This is a genomic window from Bacillus sp. NMCC4 (assembly GCF_002998555.1).
GTDB lineage: Bacteria > Bacillota > Bacilli > Bacillales > Bacillaceae > Bacillus.
This window is the reverse complement of record NZ_PVRA01000001.1, coordinates 175,631-195,199: the sequence shown is the minus strand read 5'-3', so window position 1 is coordinate 195,199 and position 19,569 is coordinate 175,631. Positions and strand designations below refer to the sequence as shown.

Below are 19,569 nucleotides of genomic sequence, written 5' to 3'. Positions count from 1 at the left end.
GTTTTTTTCTTTGAGAGTATCGAACAAAATGAAAGTCCAGGGACTGCCCTGGGTTCTACAAATGATCCTCTTTCAAAATACGCAAAAGTGATTCAGAGTTGGTTTGGAGCGGTGCGTATAATTTTAATTGATACAGCATGCCTTTTACGATGACTTGTCTTGGTTTTTGTTTGTTTAATTCATTTTCTAAAATGCCAAGCGCTTCAAATAAATCTGGCTCGTCTTTCACTTCATAGTGTGCTTCAGCCTGCTCTCTTAATTCTTTTAAAAGAGATTCTGTCAGCGGGTCGAATGACCGTTCGTAAATAGGACCAAACCAATCGCTCGCTTGATCTACAGATATGAGCGGAAAATCATTTCGCTCCATCATACCGCCCATCAAATCATCGATACGGTGAATCATCGTTGCAGCTAGCTCCTCAGCCTCCAGCTGAAAATCATATAAAATCGCAAGCTCGAAATAAACGTGGCTCATGCCCTCAATCGTCAAACAAAGATCAGCCATATAAGGAATCGCTGCATCTCCATATACCTGCTTAATGTTATCAATGTGAAGCTGAATGGTGGCAAGTCTGATTTGTTTTGCGAGCTGCTGCGTTTCTTCATTCATTGGCAGTGCTCGATCGCTCAGCTGCATTTTAATAAAATCCTTTTGCTGCAAAATATTATCGTAGTAGACAGTGAGCTGTTTGCGGTAGGCTTCTTTTGGTGTGCCGCCCTCTGTTTGAACCTCATGAATCCGGGTAAATACCTTATCATAATAGTAATGCAAGATTGAAATGAGCAGTGCTTCCTTTGATTTGAAATAAAGATAAAAAGCACCCTTTGACATGTGGCATTCATCCGCAATTTCCTGAACAGACGTTGTATTGTAGCCTTTGCTGGCAAACAATTTCATGCCGGCCTCAATGATCATTTTTTCTTTCTTTTTCAATATGAATGTCATCCTTTCTTACCGAGAGACAAATGTCTTAGGAAACGTGCGCAAAGAGATATGACTTATCGGTCATAAACGACGAAAGTTTTCAAAAATTAATCAGATTGTAACTTGTTTTTTACAGTGTAATTCTTTATATTATAAAGTAAGGTGACCAACTGGTCAAAAAATGTGAAAGGATGATGTTCCATGAGAGAAATCGATGATATGATGAGACGCTTGCGAACAAAAGGAATACAAGTAGAAAAAGTCAAAATGCCGAAAGAGACAACCATTGAAAAGAAATGGATGTATCAAGCTGGCAAGAAAATCAAAGCCACATACCGTGATTTCAATGGGTATTCATTCATCTAAAAAAGACTGCGGTCAAAAACCTACAGTCTCTTCTTTGGAACCGTGATCGTATAACGTACACCTAGATCATCATTTTCAATTGATATAGACGCTTGATGCATGGAGAGAATTTTTTTGACAATGCTTAATCCAATACCGAATTCGCCCTTTTTTCCCTTACTAAAAGGTTCGTATAGGTTGGATAGCATATGTTCTTCAATGTGAGGACCGTCATTACGAATGACAATGCGTATTTGATCCTCTTCCTGTTTCATTTGGATATCAATTTTACTTTTTGCGTAGCGGAGTTGATTTTCTAGTACATTCTCAAATAATTTGCTCCATTGTTCTGGATCGCCTTCAAGAGCAGCCTCATCATCTAAGTCCACGTTCCACTGCAATTCATTTTTCGACCAGCGTATTCGGTCGACCACTTCCAGCATCGTATTACTGAGTAGGAAGGAAGCATGTGCGGGGTGTTGTTTTGATAAATAATCAAGCTTTGTTAAGTACAGCAAATCCTTGATTTTCTTCTCAAGTTTTTCCGCTTCACCTTCAATGACTTCCACCGTTTGTTCAAGATCTCCCTTAGGAAAAATACCATCTTTAATCGACTGCGTATAGCCGCGGATGACCATGACAGGTGTCTTTAAGTCATGTGATATATTTTGCAAAAGAGTCCGTTCTGTTTCATCCTTTTGAATGAGCTTTTGTCTCATTTCTTCAATGGTATGACCAAGCTTCCCGATCTCATCTTGCCGGTCAACGATGACAGGGTCGTCCCAGTCCTCTTGCGCAATCCGCTTCACGTGCTTTTCAAACGCAACGATTGGACGGGATAAGTAGCGGGCAAGCCAAATCGATGGAATCCAGCTTAATAAAATAACGGTGCCCAGGATAAATATCAGCTGTTTAAACAGCGTAAAGGACAGGTCGTCTCGATAAGAGTCTGGTGCATAGGACAGAAGAATATATTGTGTATTGTCTGTTGATACTTTTTTGATGACAAAAAAGATGTGCTGGCCATTCACCTCTTCAGAATAGCGTTTCGTTGCGCTTTTTTGTTTTTTCACAAAGGCTTGGATTTTCTCAATAAAGGCGTGCGGGAAAAACTGCGTCATTTGGTTTAATTCATCTGACGGAATCAGAATGTGCTGCACCGAGCGGTTTTCCGGTGTCGACTTTGGCGAGCCGTCTCGGTTCAACGGATATTCTGTGAGCACCTGCTGTTCATTTTCGATATTTTTATAAATTTCATTCGTGAAAAAGTTTCGTAATGTATTGGAAAATAGGATGATCAGGACAATCGAGATCGTGAGCAAAATACCAGAGATGACGACCCAAATTTGAAAAGCGAGCGGTTTGTTCTTCATCCTTTTAGCATCCTATAGCCAAATCCATAGATGGTCTCGACCTTTAAGTCGGGCATTTTTTTGCGTAGCCGTCTGACAAGGTCGTCGACCACACGATCTGTTCCGAAGTAATCGTGTCCCCAAATTTTGACGAGGATATCTTCACGAGAAAAAGCATGTCCCTGATGATGTGTAAATAAAAGCAGCAAGTCAAATTCCTTAGAAGTTAAGTTAATCAGCTGATCTCCTTCATACACCTCTCTTACATCCTCATGAATGACATAGGAGGAGACGGGTGTGACGCTTTTCTGCTGCGGAGTATCGCTATTTTTGTACACAAGCTCAAGCAGCTTTTGTACCCGAATGATCAGCTCGCGCGGAAGAAATGGCTTCGCAATATAATCACTGCTTCCCAGCTCTAAGCCGAGGACACGGTCGATATCTGCATCGCGTGCCGAAATGAAAATGACCGGTATGTCAGGTGATGCGGCTTTGATTTCTTTAATGAGTGTGTAGCCATCTGTATCAGGCAGCATGATATCTAAAATCCATAGATGCGGCGGCTTGTTCATTGCCCGGCGTGCCGCTTCTCCGGTTAAAAAAGAGGAGACATTCCAATTTTCACTTTCTAAATATTTGGTTAAAAGTTCGTTTAAGTTTTGTTCATCTTCCACTAAATAAATGGTGTACGACAAAGTCTTCCACATCCTCTCAACGTCATTATAACGGGATACAAAGGCGGCATGTCAACAATCACATGCTTTTTTCACAATTTCACATATTCTTCTCATCATTATCCCATAATGTTTGTTTATGATAAGCTCAAGGGAAAAAAGGGCATAGACAAAAGGTAGATAAATAGGTGCTTTTCACGAATGTGCGCACCTTGCTTTTTTTCTATCAATAAGTATTATATAATTTGACATATTGTCATGAAGTATCTTCAATGATATTGCCATTAAGAGGACATGAGTCCTATCTAAACATATGAATCAAGCAGTCATGAACACGATGTAAAGGAGTGCAAGCGATGGATTTCCGAAGAGAAGATGAAGAGAAGAAGATGAATCATCAAGAAGATGTGCATCAAGAGAATGAGAAACAAATAGACGAACCAGAAAAAGAAAAGGAACTCGTTTATCAACCTCATGAAAACGAAGCATCTGCCACTCAGGAGAGTGTGACAAACCATTCTCCTCAAATGGAGGATGACCGTGCGTCGAAAAAGGAGAAAAAGCGGAAAGCGGCATGGCTCAGTCCGATCCTTGGAGGGATTATTGGCGGAGGCCTTGTGCTTGGCATTACACCGCTTTTGCCGCAGTCACAGGACACAGCTGCAAACACACAAACGCAAACAGCTTCAAGTGAGCCGGCAGCTTCTGATAATTTCTCAACAAAACAAATCACCAATGCCACGAATGTCGCTGATATGGTAGAAGATTTAGAGCCAACCATTGTAGGAGTCTCAAACTATCAATCTACACAAAATTCGTTTGGCCTTAGCGGTGACTCAACAGAAGCTGAAGCTGGAACGGGTTCTGGTGTCGTCTTTAAAAAAGATGGCAAAAAAGCGTACATTATTACAAATAACCACGTAGTCGAGGGTGCCAATAAACTGAAGGTCACACTTTATGATGGGAAAACAAAAGACGCAAAGCTGGTCGGCAATGATGTGATGACAGATTTAGCTGTTGTTGAAATCAATGCAGACGGCATTGATAAAGTGGCGAGCTTTGGTGATTCTTCTAAGCTCCGTGCTGGAGACAAAGTGATCGCAATTGGGAACCCGCTCGGTGCACAGTTCTCTGGTACTGTGACAGAAGGGATTATTAGTGGTCTTGATCGTACAGTTGAAGCGAACACATCATCTGGTACGGTGGAAATGAATGTACTGCAAACAGATGCAGCGATTAACCCCGGGAACAGCGGGGGACCGCTTATCAATACAGATGGTCAAGTGATTGGCATCAACAGTTTAAAAATTAGCGAAAGCGGTGTGGAATCACTTGGCTTTGCGATTCCAAGTAACGATGTCAAACCGATTGTAGATGAGCTGTTGAAAAATGGAAAGGTTGAACGTCCTTACCTTGGCGTACAAATGATTGACCTTGAGCAAGTGCCTGAAACGTATCAAGAAAATACGCTCGGCTTATTTGATAAACAAATCGGCAAAGGGATTTATGTAAAAGATGTATCAAAAGGATCACCTGCACAAAAAGCAGGCTTGAAATCTGGAGATGTCATCATCAAATTCAAAGGGAAAAACGTGGCAAACAGCTCTCAGCTGAAAGAAATTTTGTACAAAGAAACAAAAGTCGGCGATAAAACGACAATGACTGTCATTCGTGAAGGGAAAAATAAAAATCTAGACATTACCCTTGGACAGTCTGAAACCGAATAAATGAAAAAACAGGTGGACGTTAAAGGTCTACCTGTTTTTTTATGCTTATTTTTTTGAAGAGAGTGTACGTAATATGATCTTTTCCCACATGCTCCAAGGCAAGAGCTGCTTTGCTGTGAATGAAAGTCGCACCCCTTTCCCAATCGGATATCTCAACTTTTTCAGCCGTTTCTTCTCGGCTAATCGAATCACAAGCTCTGCGACTTCACGCGGGTCACCGTAGTTGGTTTTCTGGGCATTGATATAAACCATCATCTTTTGATAGATGCTTGTGTATTTCGATCCTTCCCCTGGCTGCAACATGTGCTCGTTCATAGACGTGTTCCAAATATTTGTTTGGAAAGAGCCTGGCTCGATCAAGGCTGCCTGTATACCGAACGAGGCCAGTTCAATGCGCAAGCTCTCTGTATAGCCCTCCAAAGCAAACTTGGAGGATACATATGGAGAAAGTGCGGGCATTCCCATTAATCCGCTGATGCTGCTCATATTGAATATCTTTGCACCATTTGTCATAAACGGAAGGACGGCTTGTGTCACTTCCATGACTCCGAAGACGTTTACATCAAATTGCCGGCGGTACGTGTCAACAGGAACTTCTTCAGCAAAACCCGCATAGGCTGTTCCCGCATTGTTGACAAGCAAGGTTATGGGGGCGTAAGCATGTAGCTTTTTCTGAAATGCTTGAATCGACTGCGTATCTGTCACATCTAATGCTTCAATATGTATCGCTTCGGATAAAGAGGCTTGCTTGATCTCTTCGGCAAGCTTTTTTGCATTGGCTTCCTGCCTGACCCCTGCAATCACTGTATAGCCTTGCTTGGCGAGACCTATCGTGATGAGCTTGCCGAAGCCGCTATTGGCACCAGTTACAATGGCTGTTCTTTTCATCATCTCGTTCTCCTTTTTGTTTCAATCTACCATAGTCCGCTGTTTTATTGAATAACGAAAAGCAGGATGGAGAAGAATAAAAAGCGATGATAAGAAATAGGAGGAAGCACATGATGTGTTGGAAGAAGGCGGGACAAATAGGAGTGCTGCTTTTTATGCTGTCTGGCTGCCAATCAATCGAACCGCTGCAGCAAACAAAGGAAGCAGAAGCAGAGAGTCTCTCAGCGGTTCAAATGAAGGAACTTCCATTTGAGCATCTCCACCTGCATGTTCAATACGGGCAGAAAAGCGAATTATACGAAGCCACCTATCGTCAGGCGAAAGGCAAAGAAGAAGCACTTATCCGTGATCATATGAACGGTGTCCGCTATGAAGGTGAAGAAGCATTACGCGAGATGAAGATGAAGCTAAATGATATGTCTATTCCTAGTGAGAAGATCAATGATGCGTATGTAAATGAGCTATTAGCCGCTTTTAATCTAGACGATGATTATCAGCGGATTCAGGTCGATATTAAGCTTGAAGATGGGACCAAACGTACATTCCAAAAGAAGAAGTAAAACGAGACTTTCTCATTTTTTAATTGAAAATGATTTTCAAGATCACTTAAATCTGATACACTAAATTGAGATAAGTGATCTTTTCCGTCTATACATAGACGATATTTCATATAAAAAATTTGCATGAGAAAAGGAGCGTTTGAGCGGAATGAGTGCCATTTCTACTGAAGGTTTAAGCTTAGGCTACGGAGAAACAATGATCATAGATGAACTAAATGTATCAATCCCTAAGGGTGAAATCACAGTATTTATTGGCAGCAATGGATGCGGTAAATCCACGCTACTTCGCTCTTTGGCCCGTCTCATGAAGCCAATGGGTGGTTCTGTCCTGCTTGAAGGTCATTCCATTGCCAAATTACCAACAAAGGAAGTAGCGAAACAGCTCGCCATTCTTCCGCAAGGACCAGAAGCGCCAGAAGGATTGACGGTGCATCAATTAGTGAAGCAAGGCAGATATCCTTATCAAAATTGGCTGAAGCAGTGGTCGAAGCAAGACGAGGAAGCGGTGAATCGCGCACTGAAGTCAACAAAGATGGAAGACCTCGCTGATCGAACAGTCGATTCATTATCAGGTGGACAAAGGCAGCGTGCATGGATTGCGATGACGTTAGCGCAGGAGACGGATATCATCTTGTTAGATGAGCCGACGACGTATTTAGACATGACGCATCAAATTGAAATTCTAGACCTTCTGTTTGACTTAAATGAAAAAGAGCAGCGCACGATTGTCATGGTTCTTCATGACCTGAATCTCGCATGCAGATATGCTCATCACCTTGTAGCGATTAAAGACAAGACGATTTATGCAGAAGGCAGACCAGAAACAGTTATTAATTGTGATCTCGTGAAAAATGTCTTTGATATGAACTGCCAAGTGACGACAGATCCTTTATTTGGAACACCATTATGTATTCCGCACGGTAGAGGACGCTGTATTGTGCAGCAAGCGCAAGCGGAGACATTTCTTGCTGCAAGATAATCGTATGTCAAAAGCCTGACATCTGTTACGCACAGAGTCAGGCTTTTTTCTTAAAAAGGGAGCGGAAACTCAATGGGAAATGAATTAGATGAAAAGCTTGAGGGCTTGCTTGATAAATATACAGAGCTGCTGCTTGGTGAATCAACTTGACGCGCTGAAACAAGATGTGAAACAGTGGGTGATTTATTCTCATATTGCAAAAAGCATGCCGCCTCTAGCAAAGCACTTTAATGAAACGTATCCAGAGGCGAAGGAAGAAATCAAAGAAACAATTCAGCGGATCAAACAAATGAACGAAGCTCATCGAGCCAATCAAGACCGTTAAAAAACTGCCAGCACTACACTGGCAGTTTTTCTTTATGACATCTGTGATGGTCCGTATGGAGATTGATCTGTCAGTGTTTGCTGGAATTTCTGGTGTGCCTGCTGGAGTTTTTGCTGTTCAGCGGCTTCAACAGAATACCAGCCATATCGGAACATGACATCGTATAAATGTCTTTGTGTCTTCTGTGTTTCCAGTGCAATTCGCTGAATATCTTGGTAAAGAGATTCATGACTGAATTCATTGAGCGCTGTGTTGTAACCGCTTGTCATATATTTTTCAGTCGACAAAAGGTCTGTGACAAAATCACGATCATTCATGTTTGTTGTCGTGGGAACCGGAGTTTGTGGATTCCCGATTTTTTGTTGGTTTTGTTGTTCCATGTTTTTTCCTCCTATTGCATAAAGCCAGTAGACTGGCCTTGCCCTGAGCTGCCTAAATGCTGAAGAATTTGTGTGTAATGCTGATGATGCATTTGGCCCACTTGATTTAATTCTTGTTTCAAAGTCTGGTCTTGGCAGTGCTCGGCCATAAAGTGAGCCTTTTTCATAGCGATCAAGTTCCAATTCAGCATATCCTCTAAGTACAAGGAATCCTTCACTGAAATGACTTGCGGGGGCATATTCATTTGCTGATTGTTCAAGATGTGTTCCTCCTTACGATTTTGTTTCCTTACTGATTCTTTTTATATTGCTGATTTTGACTGGTCTTTTTGCCGCCTAGGTCTGCTTCCTGTGATGGACCTGCGTTTCCTTTTACACTTGCAGCACTTACGCCTGCTTTCGATGGGTTTTTCTTCAAACGAGACATGTGGACATCACCTCCATTCTTACAATGCCCTCTCATCTTTAATTCATACGCCGCAAAGTAAGGCACATGAGAATGTGTAAATTTTTGAAATCCGCTCTTGAACTGTTTCGGAAAATCTTTTAAGATAAAGAAAGAGGCATTGCTTTTTTTTGGACAAAAAATGAATGACTGTTCATTCAAAATGTTTAGGGGGATATTTATGGGCAAACATATTCGCAAGGCGGCTGTCATTGGTTCAGGTGTCATGGGCTCAGGCATTGCTGCGCATCTAGCCAATATCGGGATACCAGTAACATTGCTAGATATTGTGCCAAACGAACTGACAAAGGAAGAAACGGCGAAAAAGAGAACGCTTGATCACCCTAGTGTTCGGAATAGATTAAGTCAAGAAGCGATGAAAAAATTGTTAAAGCAAAAGCCAGCACCTCTTACATCAGCAAAAAACCTATCATACATCACACCGGGAAATCTCACAGATCACCTTTCCTTATTACATGATGCTGACTGGATCATTGAAGTCGTCACTGAAAAACTCAGCATCAAACAACACGTATTCTCTCTCATCGACGAACACCGCAAAGAAGGCAGCATCGTATCAAGTAACACATCCGGTATTTCGGTTGAAAAAATGGCAGAAGGCCGATCAGATGATTTTAAACGCCACTTTTTAGGCACACACTTTTTTAACCCAGCCCGTTATTTAAAGCTTTTAGAAATCATTCCTATTCAAGAAACAGATCCAGAAGTACTCCAATTTATGAAAACGTTTGGCGAGGATGTACTTGGTAAAGGCGTCGTTGAAGCGAAAGATACGCCGAACTTTATTGCCAATCGTATTGGTACTTATGGACTCCTTGTGACAGTGCGTGAAATGCTTGAAAACAAATACACCATTGGAGAGGTGGACTCGGTCACAGGCCCCCTCATTGGAAGACCGAAAAGTGCGACCTTCCGTACACTTGATGTCGTAGGGCTCGACACGTTTTCCCATGTAGCTCGCAACGTATATGACCAAGTAGAAGGAAAGGAAAAAGATATTTTCCAGCTGCCTGAGTTTATTGAAAGAATGCTTGAAAAAGGATGGATTGGCAGCAAGGCAGGGCAAGGATTTTATCAAAAAAATGGAAAGGCCATTTTAGAACTTGATCCTGTGACGCTCACATATGGAGAACGAACGAAGCTTAAAGATCCAGGCATTGAGATGGCGAAGCAGCAAAAAGGGACGAAAGCGAAATTGAAAGCGCTTATTTATCAAGATGGCCGTGCAGGACAATTGCTTTGGAACATGACGGCACCTGTGCTCCTTTATTCAGCTCAGTTAAAAGGCGAAATTGCGGATGATATTCAGTGCATCGATAACGCAATGAAATGGGGATTTGGCTGGCAGCACGGTCCATTTGAGCTCTGGGATGCAATCGGTGTGAAAAAAGCAGCTGAGCGCATGGAAGCAGAAGGTCACAGCATCCCGCAGTGGGTGCAAGACATGCTGTCAGAAGGACACGACACATTCTATCAAGAGAATGCTGATGGAGAGCGTGCGTTTTATCACAATGGGGCTTATGAACAGGAAAAAGGAAACGAAAAGAATATTTCTTTAGCGAAATTGAAAAAGAAGCAGGGCGTGATTTTTAAAAATTCTGGTGCGAGCTTGATTGATATCGGTGATGATGTCGTCTTGCTCGAATTTCACTCCAAAAGCAATGCCATTGGACTAGATGTCATTGACATGATCAATCGCGCTGTCGATGAGGTGGAACAGAATTATAGAGGGCTTGTCATCGGAAACCAAGGGAAGAACTTCTGTGTTGGTGCCAACCTTGCTCTGATTTTAATGGAAGCTCAGGACGATAATTTCTTTGAAATTGACTTTGTGATCCGCCGCTTCCAGCAGGCAATGATGAAGGTGAAATATAGCGACCGTCCAGTCGTTGCTGCACCGTTTGGTATGACACTCGGAGGCGGAACAGAGGTTTGTCTGCCGGCAGCAGCTATTCAAGCGTCCAGTGAAGCATACATGGGTCTTGTCGAGGCTGGAGTTGGACTGATTCCGGGCGGTGGTGGAAACAAAGAATTATACCTTCGCCATCTGCAAGGATCAGCTAAGCCGACGCAGACCGCTATACAAGATGCCACGCTGAAAACATTTGAAACGATTGCAATGGCTAAAGTATCCACTTCGGCTGAGGAAGCGCGGGATATGAACATGCTCCGCGTGAGTGACCGAATCAGTATGAACGGGGACCACCTGATCTATGATGCGAAACAACTTGTTCTCTCTCTTGATAAAGCGGGTTATCGTGCACCGCTCAAGCAAAAGGTGCCCGTCATGGGAGAAACAGGCTATGCAGCAATGATATTGGCGGCTGAAAATATGAGATTGTCTGGATACATTTCAGAGCATGACATGACCATTGTCAAAAAATTAGCTCATGTCATTTCCGGCGGGAAACTGCCATTTGGAACAGAGGTAGAGGAGCAATACTTATTAGAGCTTGAAAGGGAAGCCTTTTTAAGTCTTGTAGGAGAAGTGAAATCACAGGCACGCATGCAGCACATGCTCGTCAAAGGAAAACCTTTACGTAACTAAGGGGGAGTCAAAATGAGAGAAGCAGTCATTGTCGCTGGCGCGAGAACACCAGTAGGGAAGGCGAAAAAAGGATCGTTAAAACATGTTCGGCCTGATGATATGGGGGCATTGTGTGTAAAAGAAACATTAAAGCGTGCCGGTAATTACGACGGACAGATAGATGATTTGATCATCGGATGTGCAACACCAGAAGCAGAGCAGGGGTTAAATGTGGCTCGGAATATTGGAGCATTAGCAGGACTTCCTTATACAGTACCTGCCATCACCATTAACCGCTACTGCTCATCTGGTCTTCAGTCAATCGCTTATGCGGGTGAACGAATCATGCTCGGCCAGGCAGAAACGATCTTAGCCGGAGGAGTCGAATCGATGTCACAGGTGCCGATGATGGGTCATTCCATTCGTCCGAATGCTCAATTGGCAGAGCAAGCGCCTGAATATTATATGAGCATGGGCCACACGGCAGAGCAAGTGGCGCAAAAGTATCAGGTCACACGTCAAGATCAGGACGCCTTTGCGGTAAGAAGTCATCAAAAGGCAGCCAAAGCATTACAGGAAGGTAAATTTTCAGATGAAATCGTATCCGTTGATGTAACAGAGCGGCGGGTAGGGGAGCAATATCAATTAGAAGAACATCAATTCACGTTCTCACAGGATGAAGGCGTGAGAGCGGGCACAACGGAGGAGATTCTTTCCACTTTGCGTCCGGCTTTCTCAACAAAAGGCACGGTGACCGCAGGGAACTCTTCTCAAACAAGTGACGGTGCTGCGTGTGTGATGATGATGGACCGTGAGAAAGCATCCTCACTTTCCCTTCAGCCTCTTGCCAAGTTCCGGGCGTTTGCTGTTGGCGGCGTACCGCCTGAGGTGATGGGAATCGGTCCGATTGAAGCCATTCCGCGTGCGCTAAAAATCGCTGGACTTGAGCTGAAGGATATCGGGCTGTTTGAATTAAACGAAGCGTTTGCCTCTCAGGCAATTCAAGTCATTCGTCATTTAGGGATCGATGAAGAGAAAGTGAATGTCAATGGCGGGGCAATCGCGCTAGGGCATCCGCTCGGCTGTACAGGAACGAAACTGACACTGTCACTCATTCATGAAATGAAACGGCGAAACGAGCAATTTGGCATCGTCACAATGTGTATCGGCGGGGGCATGGGAGCAGCAGGAATTTTTGAATTGATCTAAAGGGGGAATCAGGATGAAAGCAATGGAAGAGGTAAAAAAGGGTGGAAGCTTCTTAATTGATGAGACGAATTATGAGCATATCTTTACACCAGAGGATTTCTCTGATGAGCATCAAATGATTGGAAAGACAACAGAGGATTATATTTTACAAGACGTTGTTCCGTATATAGATCAAATTGAACATCATGAATTCGAGCATTCCGTCAGGCTTCTCAAAAAGGCTGGAGAGCTTGGACTTCTAGGAGCTGATGTGCCTGAAGAATTCGGCGGACTCGGATTAGATAAAATCAGTTCAGCCATCATTACCGAGAAATTCTCCAGAGCAGGGAGTTTCTCACTTTCCTATGGCGCCCATGTCGGCATTGGATCTCTGCCAATCGTGCTGTTTGGAAATCAAGCGCAAAAGGAAGCATACCTGCCTGGACTCGCTTCTGGAGAAACGATTGCGGCGTACGCTCTAACTGAGCCAGGATCAGGCTCTGACGCTCTTGGAGCAAAAACGACTGCAGTCCTGAATGATGCTGGAACCCATTATGTGCTTAATGGGGAAAAACAATGGATTACAAACTCCGCATTTGCCGACGTCTTTGTCGTATATGCGAAGATTGATGGTGAACACTTCTCTGCTTTTATCGTAGAAAAGGATTTTCCAGGTGTCAAAACTGGACCTGAAGAGAAAAAGATGGGCATTAAAGGGTCCTCGACGAGAACGTTAATTCTTGAAGATGCTCAAGTGCCGAAGGAGAATTTACTAGGTGAAGCTGGCAGAGGTCATGTCATTGCCTTTAACATTTTGAATATCGGACGCTACAAGCTGGCTGTCGGGACAATTGGTGCGTCAAAACGTGTCATTCAATTATCGGCAGAATATGCAAACCAGCGTAAGCAGTTCCAAACACCAATTTCTCGATTCAGCTTAATTGGTGAAAAAGTAGCCAACATGTCTGCAAAGCTCTATGCGATGGAAAGTGCTGTTTACCGCACAGTCGGATTATTTGAACAGCGCATGGGTCTATTAAGTGAAGAAGAGCAAAAGGACGGCAAACAAATTGCCCAGTCCATTGCAGAATATGCGATTGAATGCTCTCTTTGTAAAGTGCTTGGCTCTGAAACTTTAGATTATATTGCAGATGAAGGCGTGCAGATTCACGGCGGATATGGATTCATGCAAGAATACGAGGTCGAAAGAGCCTATCGTGACTCGCGGATTAACCGTATTTTTGAAGGGACAAACGAAATCAACCGTCTGCTTGTGCCAGGCACATTCCTGAAGAAAGCGATGAAAGGGGAGCTTCCGCTGCTTCAAAAAGCGCAAACCTTACAGGAAGAGCTCATGATGATGATGCCGGAAGAGCCGGGTGATCAGCCGCTCGATCAAGAAAAATATTTACTCGCCCATGCGAAAAAGATCGCCCTTATGGTATCTGGTATGGCAGCGATGAAGTATGGAAAAGCTTTAGACAAAGAGCAAGAAATCCTTGTGAACATAGCGGATATCGTCAATGAAATTTTTGCTGCTGAATCGGCGATTCTGCGTACCGAAAAGGCAATCGCTTCATCAGGGCTAGAAAAGAACGCTCAAAAGCTTGCCTACACACAAATTTTCACGCAGGAAGCCTTCTTAAAAATTGAAGCCCATGCAAAAGAATCCTTGATCGCGATGGAAGAAGGAGATTCACTCCGCATGAGTCTGTCAGCTCTTCGCAAACTGACAAGATTCACCCCGATCAATGTCATCGCCAAAAAGCGCGAAGTGGCGAAACGAATCTTTGAAGCAGAGAAATATATCGTATAAGGACAGCTTAAAAGGTGCGGAGTGATATCCGCACCTTTTTGTAAGCATACATTTAGGTTTTTAAAATATTTTGTGATAAAATGTTCTCACAATTTGCAGGAGGTGAAAATGGTGGCTTTAGATTTTTATGAATACCCATCTTGCGGTACATGCCGAAAAGCAAAAAAATGGTTGGAAGAACACAATAAAGACATCAACAGCATACATATCGTCGAAGAGACGCCTGATAAAGAAACATTAAAAGCCCTTTACGAAAAAAGCGGCTTAGAGCTGAAGAAGTTCTTTAATACAAGCGGACAGAAATACCGGGAGCTACAGCTGAAAGATCAACTTCCTGCAATGTCAGAGGACGAGCAGCTAGAATTACTCGCATCGAACGGAATGCTGATCAAGCGTCCGATTACAACAGACGGTAAACGAGTCACAGTTGGATTTAATGAAGATACCTTTAAAAGCGTCTGGAAATGATGTAACTTTCATTCAGATTGTGGTATCTTCAATATAGATTGAAAGAAAAGACTGGAGGGGTATTGAATGAGCACACCAAAAGATTTACGTTATTCAGAAGAACATGAATGGGTCAAAGTAGAAGGGGATAAGGTGCGTATCGGTATTACGCATTTTGCTCAATCTGAGCTAGGCGATATCGTGTTCGTTGAGCTTCCTGAAGTAGGAGACAAAATCAAAGAGGACGAGCCTTTCGGAAGTGTAGAATCAGTGAAAACAGTTTCTGAGCTTTACGCACCGATCAACGGCACAATCGTCGAAGTGAACGATGAGCTGGATGACAGCCCTGAATTCGTCAACGACTCTCCATACGAAAAAGCATGGATGATCGTGGTAGAGCCAGCTGATGCATCTGAAATCGAGAACTTGATGACTGCTGAGCAATATGAAGAAATGACAAAAGAAGACTAATTCACGTGAAATTGGACACTCTACCTTTATGGGGGGTGTCCAATTTGTCTTTTCAAAAAGAACAGGTGGATATAACAGATCATGTCACTGGACGATTCAAAGAAAGCGGCATGGTGCTGTATCATCAAAATGAAGAGATTGGCACGATGATTAGTGAAAACCACTATGAGTTAAAATCAGGTTATTCCTATGATCAAAATCGTTTTTATCGTCTGACGGATACATTGACCCACGGGACAGAAAAATATGTAGACTGTGATGATGAAAATGGCTGGTGCTAATCACAGATGAGGCTGCAGTGAGCATAAGCTGCAGTCTTTTTAGTGCAAGCGCCCAATCTTTACAACCTGAATGAAAGATTGTAATCTAAGGGAGAAGTGAACAACGTCAAAAGGGCCGGGTGATCGTGATGAATGTAGAGGTAGAAAAGGTCATCATTGTAGAAGGTAAAACAGACAAACAAAAGCTAAAAGAAGTCATAAGTGAACCTGTTACCATCATTTGCACCAATGGCACGATCAGTACATCGAAGCTGGATCAGCTTGTAGACGAATTATTAGGGAAAGACGTTTACATATTAGCAGACAGCGACGATGCAGGCGACAAACTGCGGAAGCAATTTCGAAAAGAATTCCCTGAAGCACTTCATCTTTTTGTCGACAGAACATACCGCGAAGTGGCCGCTTCACCGTCAGCCCACATTGCATCTATCCTATTAGCTGCAAACATTGATGTTCATTCGAAATATTTATGAGGGTGGACGTATTATGAAAGAGATTGAAGAACACGAATTCAAGGAAATAGAGGACGATTTATTTCTTTTATACTTATATACACCGTTTTGCGGGACATGTCAGCTGGCAAAGAAAATGCTGACAGTCGTAGACACCATGCAGCCGGATGTACCATTTTATGAAAACAATTTAAACTACTCACCAGGCTTTGCAAAAGCTTTTGAGATCGAAAGCGTTCCTTGCTTTCTACTGTTTAAAAAAGGTGAGCTGCTGGTGCAAAAAGGCTATGCCTTTCACTCCGTTCCATATCTTCATGAAATGATTGAAACCGCTAAATAAAGCGGTTTTTTGTCATATTTCAAGCAATTCGTCTGAAAATTTGTCGAGTTATTTATAAAGGACAAGCCAATGTTTGTAGAGAAATGTTATGTATAACCAAATGACAGGGAGGTTATACATGTGGAAAATGTGAAAACCCATGGGAACACAGGGCAGCGTTTATTATTAAAACCGCTGCTCTCATCATCATCCTTGAAGATTACATTTGAGGCGGAAACTGACTCTTGTACATTGATTGTGGATGAGCGTGGTGAAGTGAAGAAACTACCTGCAATTGAGTTATCGGATCTCATCTTTTATGGTGAGAGAAAAGAAATACTTCAATTATTAGATGGAGATATGTCCTTACAGCAGTTAATTAGCAGAGGACAAGTAAAAGTAAAAGGATCATTCCGTGCGCTCCTAAGACTAGAGGCTGTGCTTTGGCTGACGAACGGTTTTTTTCGAAAAATGATAACGTAGTCGTTTACTTGGAAATTAGCGATTTACAGCGTTGACATATCTCGGGTAGCATGATATTCTACGTTAGTAAAAACATGAACATCACATAAAACAACATATTTTCTCTTATTAAGAGAGGTGGAGGGACGTGCCCTATGAAACCCGGCAACCGTCAGCATAGCTGAAATTGGTGCCAATTCACTCAAAGCCGCAATGCTTTGAAAGATGAGAGAAAGGCGTATTGAACATAAAAGGCCTTTCTGCTTGCGTTGCAGTTAGGTCTTTTTTACTGACCTGGTGTCAGGCTAGAGGCATGACAGCAGGAAGAATAAATAACGTATGTGATGGCAACCTATAGATTCAGCAAGAAAGCAGGTGAACAGACTGTGATCCATTTACAGAATGTATCAAAAACGTACCACTCTAAAAGCGGAAATGTTGATGCCGTGAAAGAAGTTAACTTGGATATCGATAAAGGTGAAATATTCGGAATTATCGGGTATAGCGGTGCCGGAAAAAGCTCGCTTATTCGCCTATTAAACGGTCTGGAGCTGCCAACAGCAGGAATTGTTGAAGTGGCAGGCAACCGGATCAATGAAGTATCGAATGCGAAACTTCGAAAAGCAAGACAAGAAATCAGTATGATCTTCCAGCACTTCAACCTACTTTGGTCAAGAACGGTGAGACAAAATATTATGTTCCCGCTTGAGATCGCAGGTGTAAAGGCATCAAAACGGAGAGAACGTGCGAATGAACTGATTAAATTAGTCGGTTTAGAAGGAAAAGAAAATGCGTATCCGTCTCAGCTAAGCGGCGGACAAAAGCAGCGTGTGGGGATTGCGAGAGCATTAGCAAATGATCCAAAGGTTCTTCTTTGTGACGAAGCGACGTCTGCGCTTGATCCGCAAACAACCGATTCCATCCTTGAGCTTTTGGCGGATATCAATAAACGACTAGGGCTCACGATTGTGTTGATTACACACGAAATGCACGTCATTCGCAAAATTTGTCATCGCGTGGCGGTCATGGAGAATGGACGTATTGTCGAAGAAGGCGAAGTATTACGCGTGTTCAGACAGCCAAAGGAAGAAATGACGAAGCGATTTGTACAGCAGCTTGCTGAGCCAGAGGAAGCGAAAGAAACAATCGAGCACGTCTTAGAGCGTGTAAAAGAAGGTCAGGTCGTACGGTTGTCCTTTATTGGTGATTCTGCCGAGCAGCCGCTCATCACTGAAATCATTCGATCCTTCAATGTCGATGTAAACATCCTTCAAGGAAAGATTTCTCAAACGCAGGAAGGCGCGTTTGGAACACTCTTTATCCATATTAATGGAGAAGAGACCGAGGTAGAAAAAGCCATCGCCTATATCCAAAGCAAACAGGTTGAAATCGAGGTGATGACACATGTTTGAGAAATGGTTTCCGAACGTTGATTTAGATGTCATTTGGAATGCAACGGGTGAAACAGTCTATATGACACTCATTTCATTGGCGTTTGCCTTTGTCATCGGTATTATTCTTGGACTCCTGCTCTTTCTCACAAGTAAAGGCGGTCTTTGGGAGAATAAACCAATCAACACCGTCATCGGTGCAGTCGTCAACATTTTTAGATCGATTCCTTTTATCATTTTAATCATTCTATTATTAGGGTTTACAAAACTTATTATGGGCACAATTCTAGGTCCCAATGCAGCCCTCCCTGCCCTTGTCATAGGGTCAGCTCCATTCTATGCACGCCTTGTCGAAATTGCACTGCGTGAAGTAGACAAAGGAGTCATTGAAGCAGCACGATCAATGGGAGCGAAAACGTCGACCATCATTTTCAAAGTATTGCTACCAGAATCATTGCCAGCCCTCATTTCAGGTATTACCGTAACAGCGATTGCTCTAATTGGCTCAACTGCGATTGCAGGTGCAATTGGGGCAGGCGGACTTGGTGACCTCGCTTATGTAGAGGGATACCAATCTGGTAATACAGATGTCACACTTGTCGCCACTGTGTTTATTCTCATCATCGTCTTTATTATTCAAATAATCGGTGATTTGATTACAAATAAAATTGATAAACGTTAAGGGAGGATTTATTCATGAAGAAATTGATTTTAAGTGCACTATTACTAGCATTTGCAGGCATCTTAGCTGCATGCGGTTCATCTAATAACGCAAGTGATAGCAAAACCATTACGGTTGCGGCTTCAAAAACACCACATGCCGAGATTCTTGAAGAAGCAAAACCACTTCTAAAAGAAAAAGGCTACGATCTCAAAGTGAAAGTACTTAGTGATTATAAAATGTACAACAAAGCGTTAGCTGAAAAAGAAGTGGATGCAAACTTTTTCCAACATATCCCTTACTTGAACGAAGAGAACAAATCAAACAAAGATTATAACCTAGTAAGTGCTGGTGCGGTTCACCTTGAGCCTTTCGGTATCTACTCTAAGAAATACAAATCAGTAAAAGATATTCCAAATGGCGGCACCATCATTATGACAAACAACGTAGCTGAGCAAGGACGTATGCTTGCTCTATTACAAAATGCCGGTGTCATTAAGCTTGATCCAAAGGTTGATACAATCAACTCAACGGTAAAGAACATCAAAGAAAACCCAAAGAACCTAAAGTTCAAAAAAATCGCTCCTGAACTAACAGCGAAAGCTTATGAAAACAGTGAAGGCGCTGCTGTGTTTATCAACGTCAACTATGCGATCCAAAATAAATTGAATCCGAAAAACGATTCAATCGAACTTGAGCAAACAAAGAACAACCCGTATGCAAACATCGTGGCTGTTCGCAAAGGTGAAGAAAAATCAGAGAAGATCAAGACATTAATGGAAGTTCTTCACTCTGATAAAATTAAAGAATTCATCGACAAAAAATACGACGGTGCAGTTCTACCGGTATCTGAATAACAACGATTCAACCTCGCTTTCATCAAAGCGAGGTTTTTTGTGTATTTTTTCAAATCTCGCTCATAATAAAAACGAA

23 protein-coding genes, 1 pseudogene and 1 riboswitch are annotated in these 19,569 nt (G+C 42.6%); of the genes and pseudogenes, 17 read left to right on the top strand and 7 right to left on the bottom strand.

Annotated features, from left to right (window positions below; translation table 11 throughout):
* Positions 1–55: 55 nt before the first annotated feature.
* Positions 56–934, bottom strand: coding sequence for a TetR/AcrR family transcriptional regulator (locus tag C6Y02_RS01100; RefSeq protein WP_106030477.1), 879 nt, complete (start codon positions 932–934; stop codon positions 56–58).
* 192 nt (positions 935–1,126) lie between these two features.
* On the opposite strand from C6Y02_RS01100, the gene spxO reads away from it, so the two are divergent.
* Entirely contained in the window at positions 1,127–1,291 is a 165-nt protein-coding gene (gene spxO, locus C6Y02_RS19235) for an anti-adapter protein SpxO (protein WP_095285802.1), read from the top strand.
* Between the two features lie 20 nt (positions 1,292–1,311).
* Here spxO and C6Y02_RS01095 read toward each other — a convergent pair whose 3' ends face one another.
* Positions 1,312–2,643, bottom strand: a complete 1,332-nt coding sequence (locus C6Y02_RS01095) for a sensor histidine kinase (protein WP_106030476.1) — start codon at positions 2,641–2,643, stop codon at positions 1,312–1,314.
* Positions 2,640–3,317 carry a response regulator transcription factor gene (locus C6Y02_RS01090; RefSeq protein ID WP_034659928.1) on the bottom strand — a complete coding sequence of 226 codons (678 nt, stop codon included), beginning with the start codon at positions 3,315–3,317 and terminating at the stop codon, positions 2,640–2,642. Before C6Y02_RS01090 ends, C6Y02_RS01095 begins: the two co-directional genes overlap by 4 nt.
* Positions 3,318–3,652: 335 nt before the next feature.
* On the opposite strand from C6Y02_RS01090, the gene C6Y02_RS01085 reads away from it, so the two are divergent.
* Positions 3,653–5,023 (top strand): S1C family serine protease, encoded by a 1,371-nt coding sequence (locus C6Y02_RS01085; RefSeq protein ID WP_034659926.1) that lies wholly within the window; start codon positions 3,653–3,655, stop codon positions 5,021–5,023.
* A gap of 45 nt (positions 5,024–5,068) precedes the next feature.
* Here C6Y02_RS01085 and C6Y02_RS01080 read toward each other — a convergent pair whose 3' ends face one another.
* The gene (locus C6Y02_RS01080; protein WP_223256471.1) at positions 5,069–5,914 is read right to left on the bottom strand and encodes an oxidoreductase; all 846 of its coding nucleotides are present in this window, start codon (positions 5,912–5,914) and stop codon (positions 5,069–5,071) included.
* Between the two features lie 110 nt (positions 5,915–6,024).
* Between C6Y02_RS01080 and C6Y02_RS01075 the strand changes: the two genes are divergently transcribed.
* From C6Y02_RS01075 to C6Y02_RS01065, 3 genes and pseudogenes are all read left to right on the top strand, one after another.
* A complete protein-coding gene (locus C6Y02_RS01075; protein ID WP_170938423.1) occupies positions 6,025–6,471 on the top strand; it encodes a YusW family protein in 447 nt (148 codons plus the stop codon).
* Positions 6,472–6,619: 148 nt separating this feature from the next.
* On the top strand, positions 6,620–7,450 hold the full coding sequence (locus C6Y02_RS01070; protein ID WP_003213584.1) for an ABC transporter ATP-binding protein: 831 nt from the start codon (positions 6,620–6,622) through the stop codon (positions 7,448–7,450).
* 72 nt (positions 7,451–7,522) lie between these two features.
* Positions 7,523–7,775 (top strand): annotated as a pseudogene (locus C6Y02_RS01065) (YusU family protein).
* Between the two features lie 32 nt (positions 7,776–7,807).
* On the opposite strand, the gene C6Y02_RS01060 reads toward C6Y02_RS01065, so the two are convergent.
* Genes C6Y02_RS01060 through C6Y02_RS01050 form a run of 3 tightly spaced genes read right to left on the bottom strand, consistent with a single transcriptional unit; the run spans position 7,808 to position 8,582 of the window.
* Positions 7,808–8,155 (bottom strand): spore coat protein, encoded by a 348-nt coding sequence (locus tag C6Y02_RS01060; RefSeq protein WP_034659918.1) that lies wholly within the window; start codon positions 8,153–8,155, stop codon positions 7,808–7,810.
* An 11-nt stretch (positions 8,156–8,166) separates the two neighbouring features.
* The gene (locus C6Y02_RS01055; protein WP_223249598.1) at positions 8,167–8,418 is read right to left on the bottom strand and encodes a hypothetical protein; all 252 of its coding nucleotides are present in this window, start codon (positions 8,416–8,418) and stop codon (positions 8,167–8,169) included.
* A gap of 26 nt (positions 8,419–8,444) precedes the next feature.
* Positions 8,445–8,582 (bottom strand): YuzL family protein, encoded by a 138-nt coding sequence (locus C6Y02_RS01050; RefSeq protein ID WP_003212904.1) that lies wholly within the window; start codon positions 8,580–8,582, stop codon positions 8,445–8,447.
* 199 nt (positions 8,583–8,781) lie between these two features.
* Here C6Y02_RS01050 and C6Y02_RS01045 point away from each other — a divergent pair, with 199 nt between their 5' ends.
* The 12 genes from C6Y02_RS01045 (at position 8,782) to metQ (ending at position 19,493) form a co-directional block, all read left to right on the top strand.
* Positions 8,782–11,169: a 3-hydroxyacyl-CoA dehydrogenase/enoyl-CoA hydratase family protein gene (locus C6Y02_RS01045; protein ID WP_106030474.1), complete on the top strand. Its 2,388-nt coding sequence runs from the start codon at positions 8,782–8,784 to the stop codon at positions 11,167–11,169.
* A gap of 12 nt (positions 11,170–11,181) precedes the next feature.
* Positions 11,182–12,357, top strand: a complete 1,176-nt coding sequence (locus tag C6Y02_RS01040; RefSeq protein WP_106030473.1) for an acetyl-CoA C-acetyltransferase — start codon at positions 11,182–11,184, stop codon at positions 12,355–12,357.
* Positions 12,358–12,370: 13 nt separating this feature from the next.
* Positions 12,371–14,152, top strand: coding sequence for an acyl-CoA dehydrogenase family protein (locus tag C6Y02_RS01035; protein ID WP_106030472.1), 1,782 nt, complete (start codon positions 12,371–12,373; stop codon positions 14,150–14,152).
* A gap of 111 nt (positions 14,153–14,263) precedes the next feature.
* Complete coding sequence (locus C6Y02_RS01030; protein WP_034317446.1) at positions 14,264–14,620, top strand: arsenate reductase family protein; 357 nt, start codon at positions 14,264–14,266, stop codon at positions 14,618–14,620.
* Positions 14,621–14,686: 66 nt separating this feature from the next.
* On the top strand, positions 14,687–15,070 hold the full coding sequence (gene gcvH / locus C6Y02_RS01025; protein ID WP_106030471.1) for a glycine cleavage system protein GcvH: 384 nt from the start codon (positions 14,687–14,689) through the stop codon (positions 15,068–15,070).
* Positions 15,071–15,114: 44 nt separating this feature from the next.
* Positions 15,115–15,351 carry a YusG family protein gene (locus tag C6Y02_RS01020; RefSeq protein WP_106030470.1) on the top strand — a complete coding sequence of 79 codons (237 nt, stop codon included), beginning with the start codon at positions 15,115–15,117 and terminating at the stop codon, positions 15,349–15,351.
* Between the two features lie 128 nt (positions 15,352–15,479).
* The gene (locus C6Y02_RS01015) at positions 15,480–15,824 is read left to right on the top strand and encodes a toprim domain-containing protein (protein WP_034660691.1); all 345 of its coding nucleotides are present in this window, start codon (positions 15,480–15,482) and stop codon (positions 15,822–15,824) included.
* Between the two features lie 13 nt (positions 15,825–15,837).
* On the top strand, positions 15,838–16,143 hold the full coding sequence (locus C6Y02_RS01010; protein WP_106030469.1) for a thioredoxin family protein: 306 nt from the start codon (positions 15,838–15,840) through the stop codon (positions 16,141–16,143).
* Between the two features lie 120 nt (positions 16,144–16,263).
* Positions 16,264–16,605: an SCP2 sterol-binding domain-containing protein gene (locus C6Y02_RS01005; RefSeq protein WP_034659911.1), complete on the top strand. Its 342-nt coding sequence runs from the start codon at positions 16,264–16,266 to the stop codon at positions 16,603–16,605.
* A 102-nt stretch (positions 16,606–16,707) separates the two neighbouring features.
* Positions 16,708–16,816, top strand: a riboswitch (SAM riboswitch).
* A gap of 154 nt (positions 16,817–16,970) precedes the next feature.
* Positions 16,971–17,996: a methionine ABC transporter ATP-binding protein gene (locus C6Y02_RS01000; RefSeq protein ID WP_034660689.1), complete on the top strand. Its 1,026-nt coding sequence runs from the start codon at positions 16,971–16,973 to the stop codon at positions 17,994–17,996.
* Positions 17,989–18,657, top strand: a complete 669-nt coding sequence (locus C6Y02_RS00995; RefSeq protein ID WP_066030429.1) for a methionine ABC transporter permease — start codon at positions 17,989–17,991, stop codon at positions 18,655–18,657. The genes C6Y02_RS01000 and C6Y02_RS00995 overlap by 8 nt, the downstream gene beginning before the upstream one ends.
* 14 nt (positions 18,658–18,671) lie before the next feature.
* Positions 18,672–19,493, top strand: coding sequence for a methionine ABC transporter substrate-binding lipoprotein MetQ (gene metQ, locus C6Y02_RS00990; RefSeq protein WP_106030468.1), 822 nt, complete (start codon positions 18,672–18,674; stop codon positions 19,491–19,493).
* Positions 19,494–19,569: the final 76 nt, after the last annotated feature.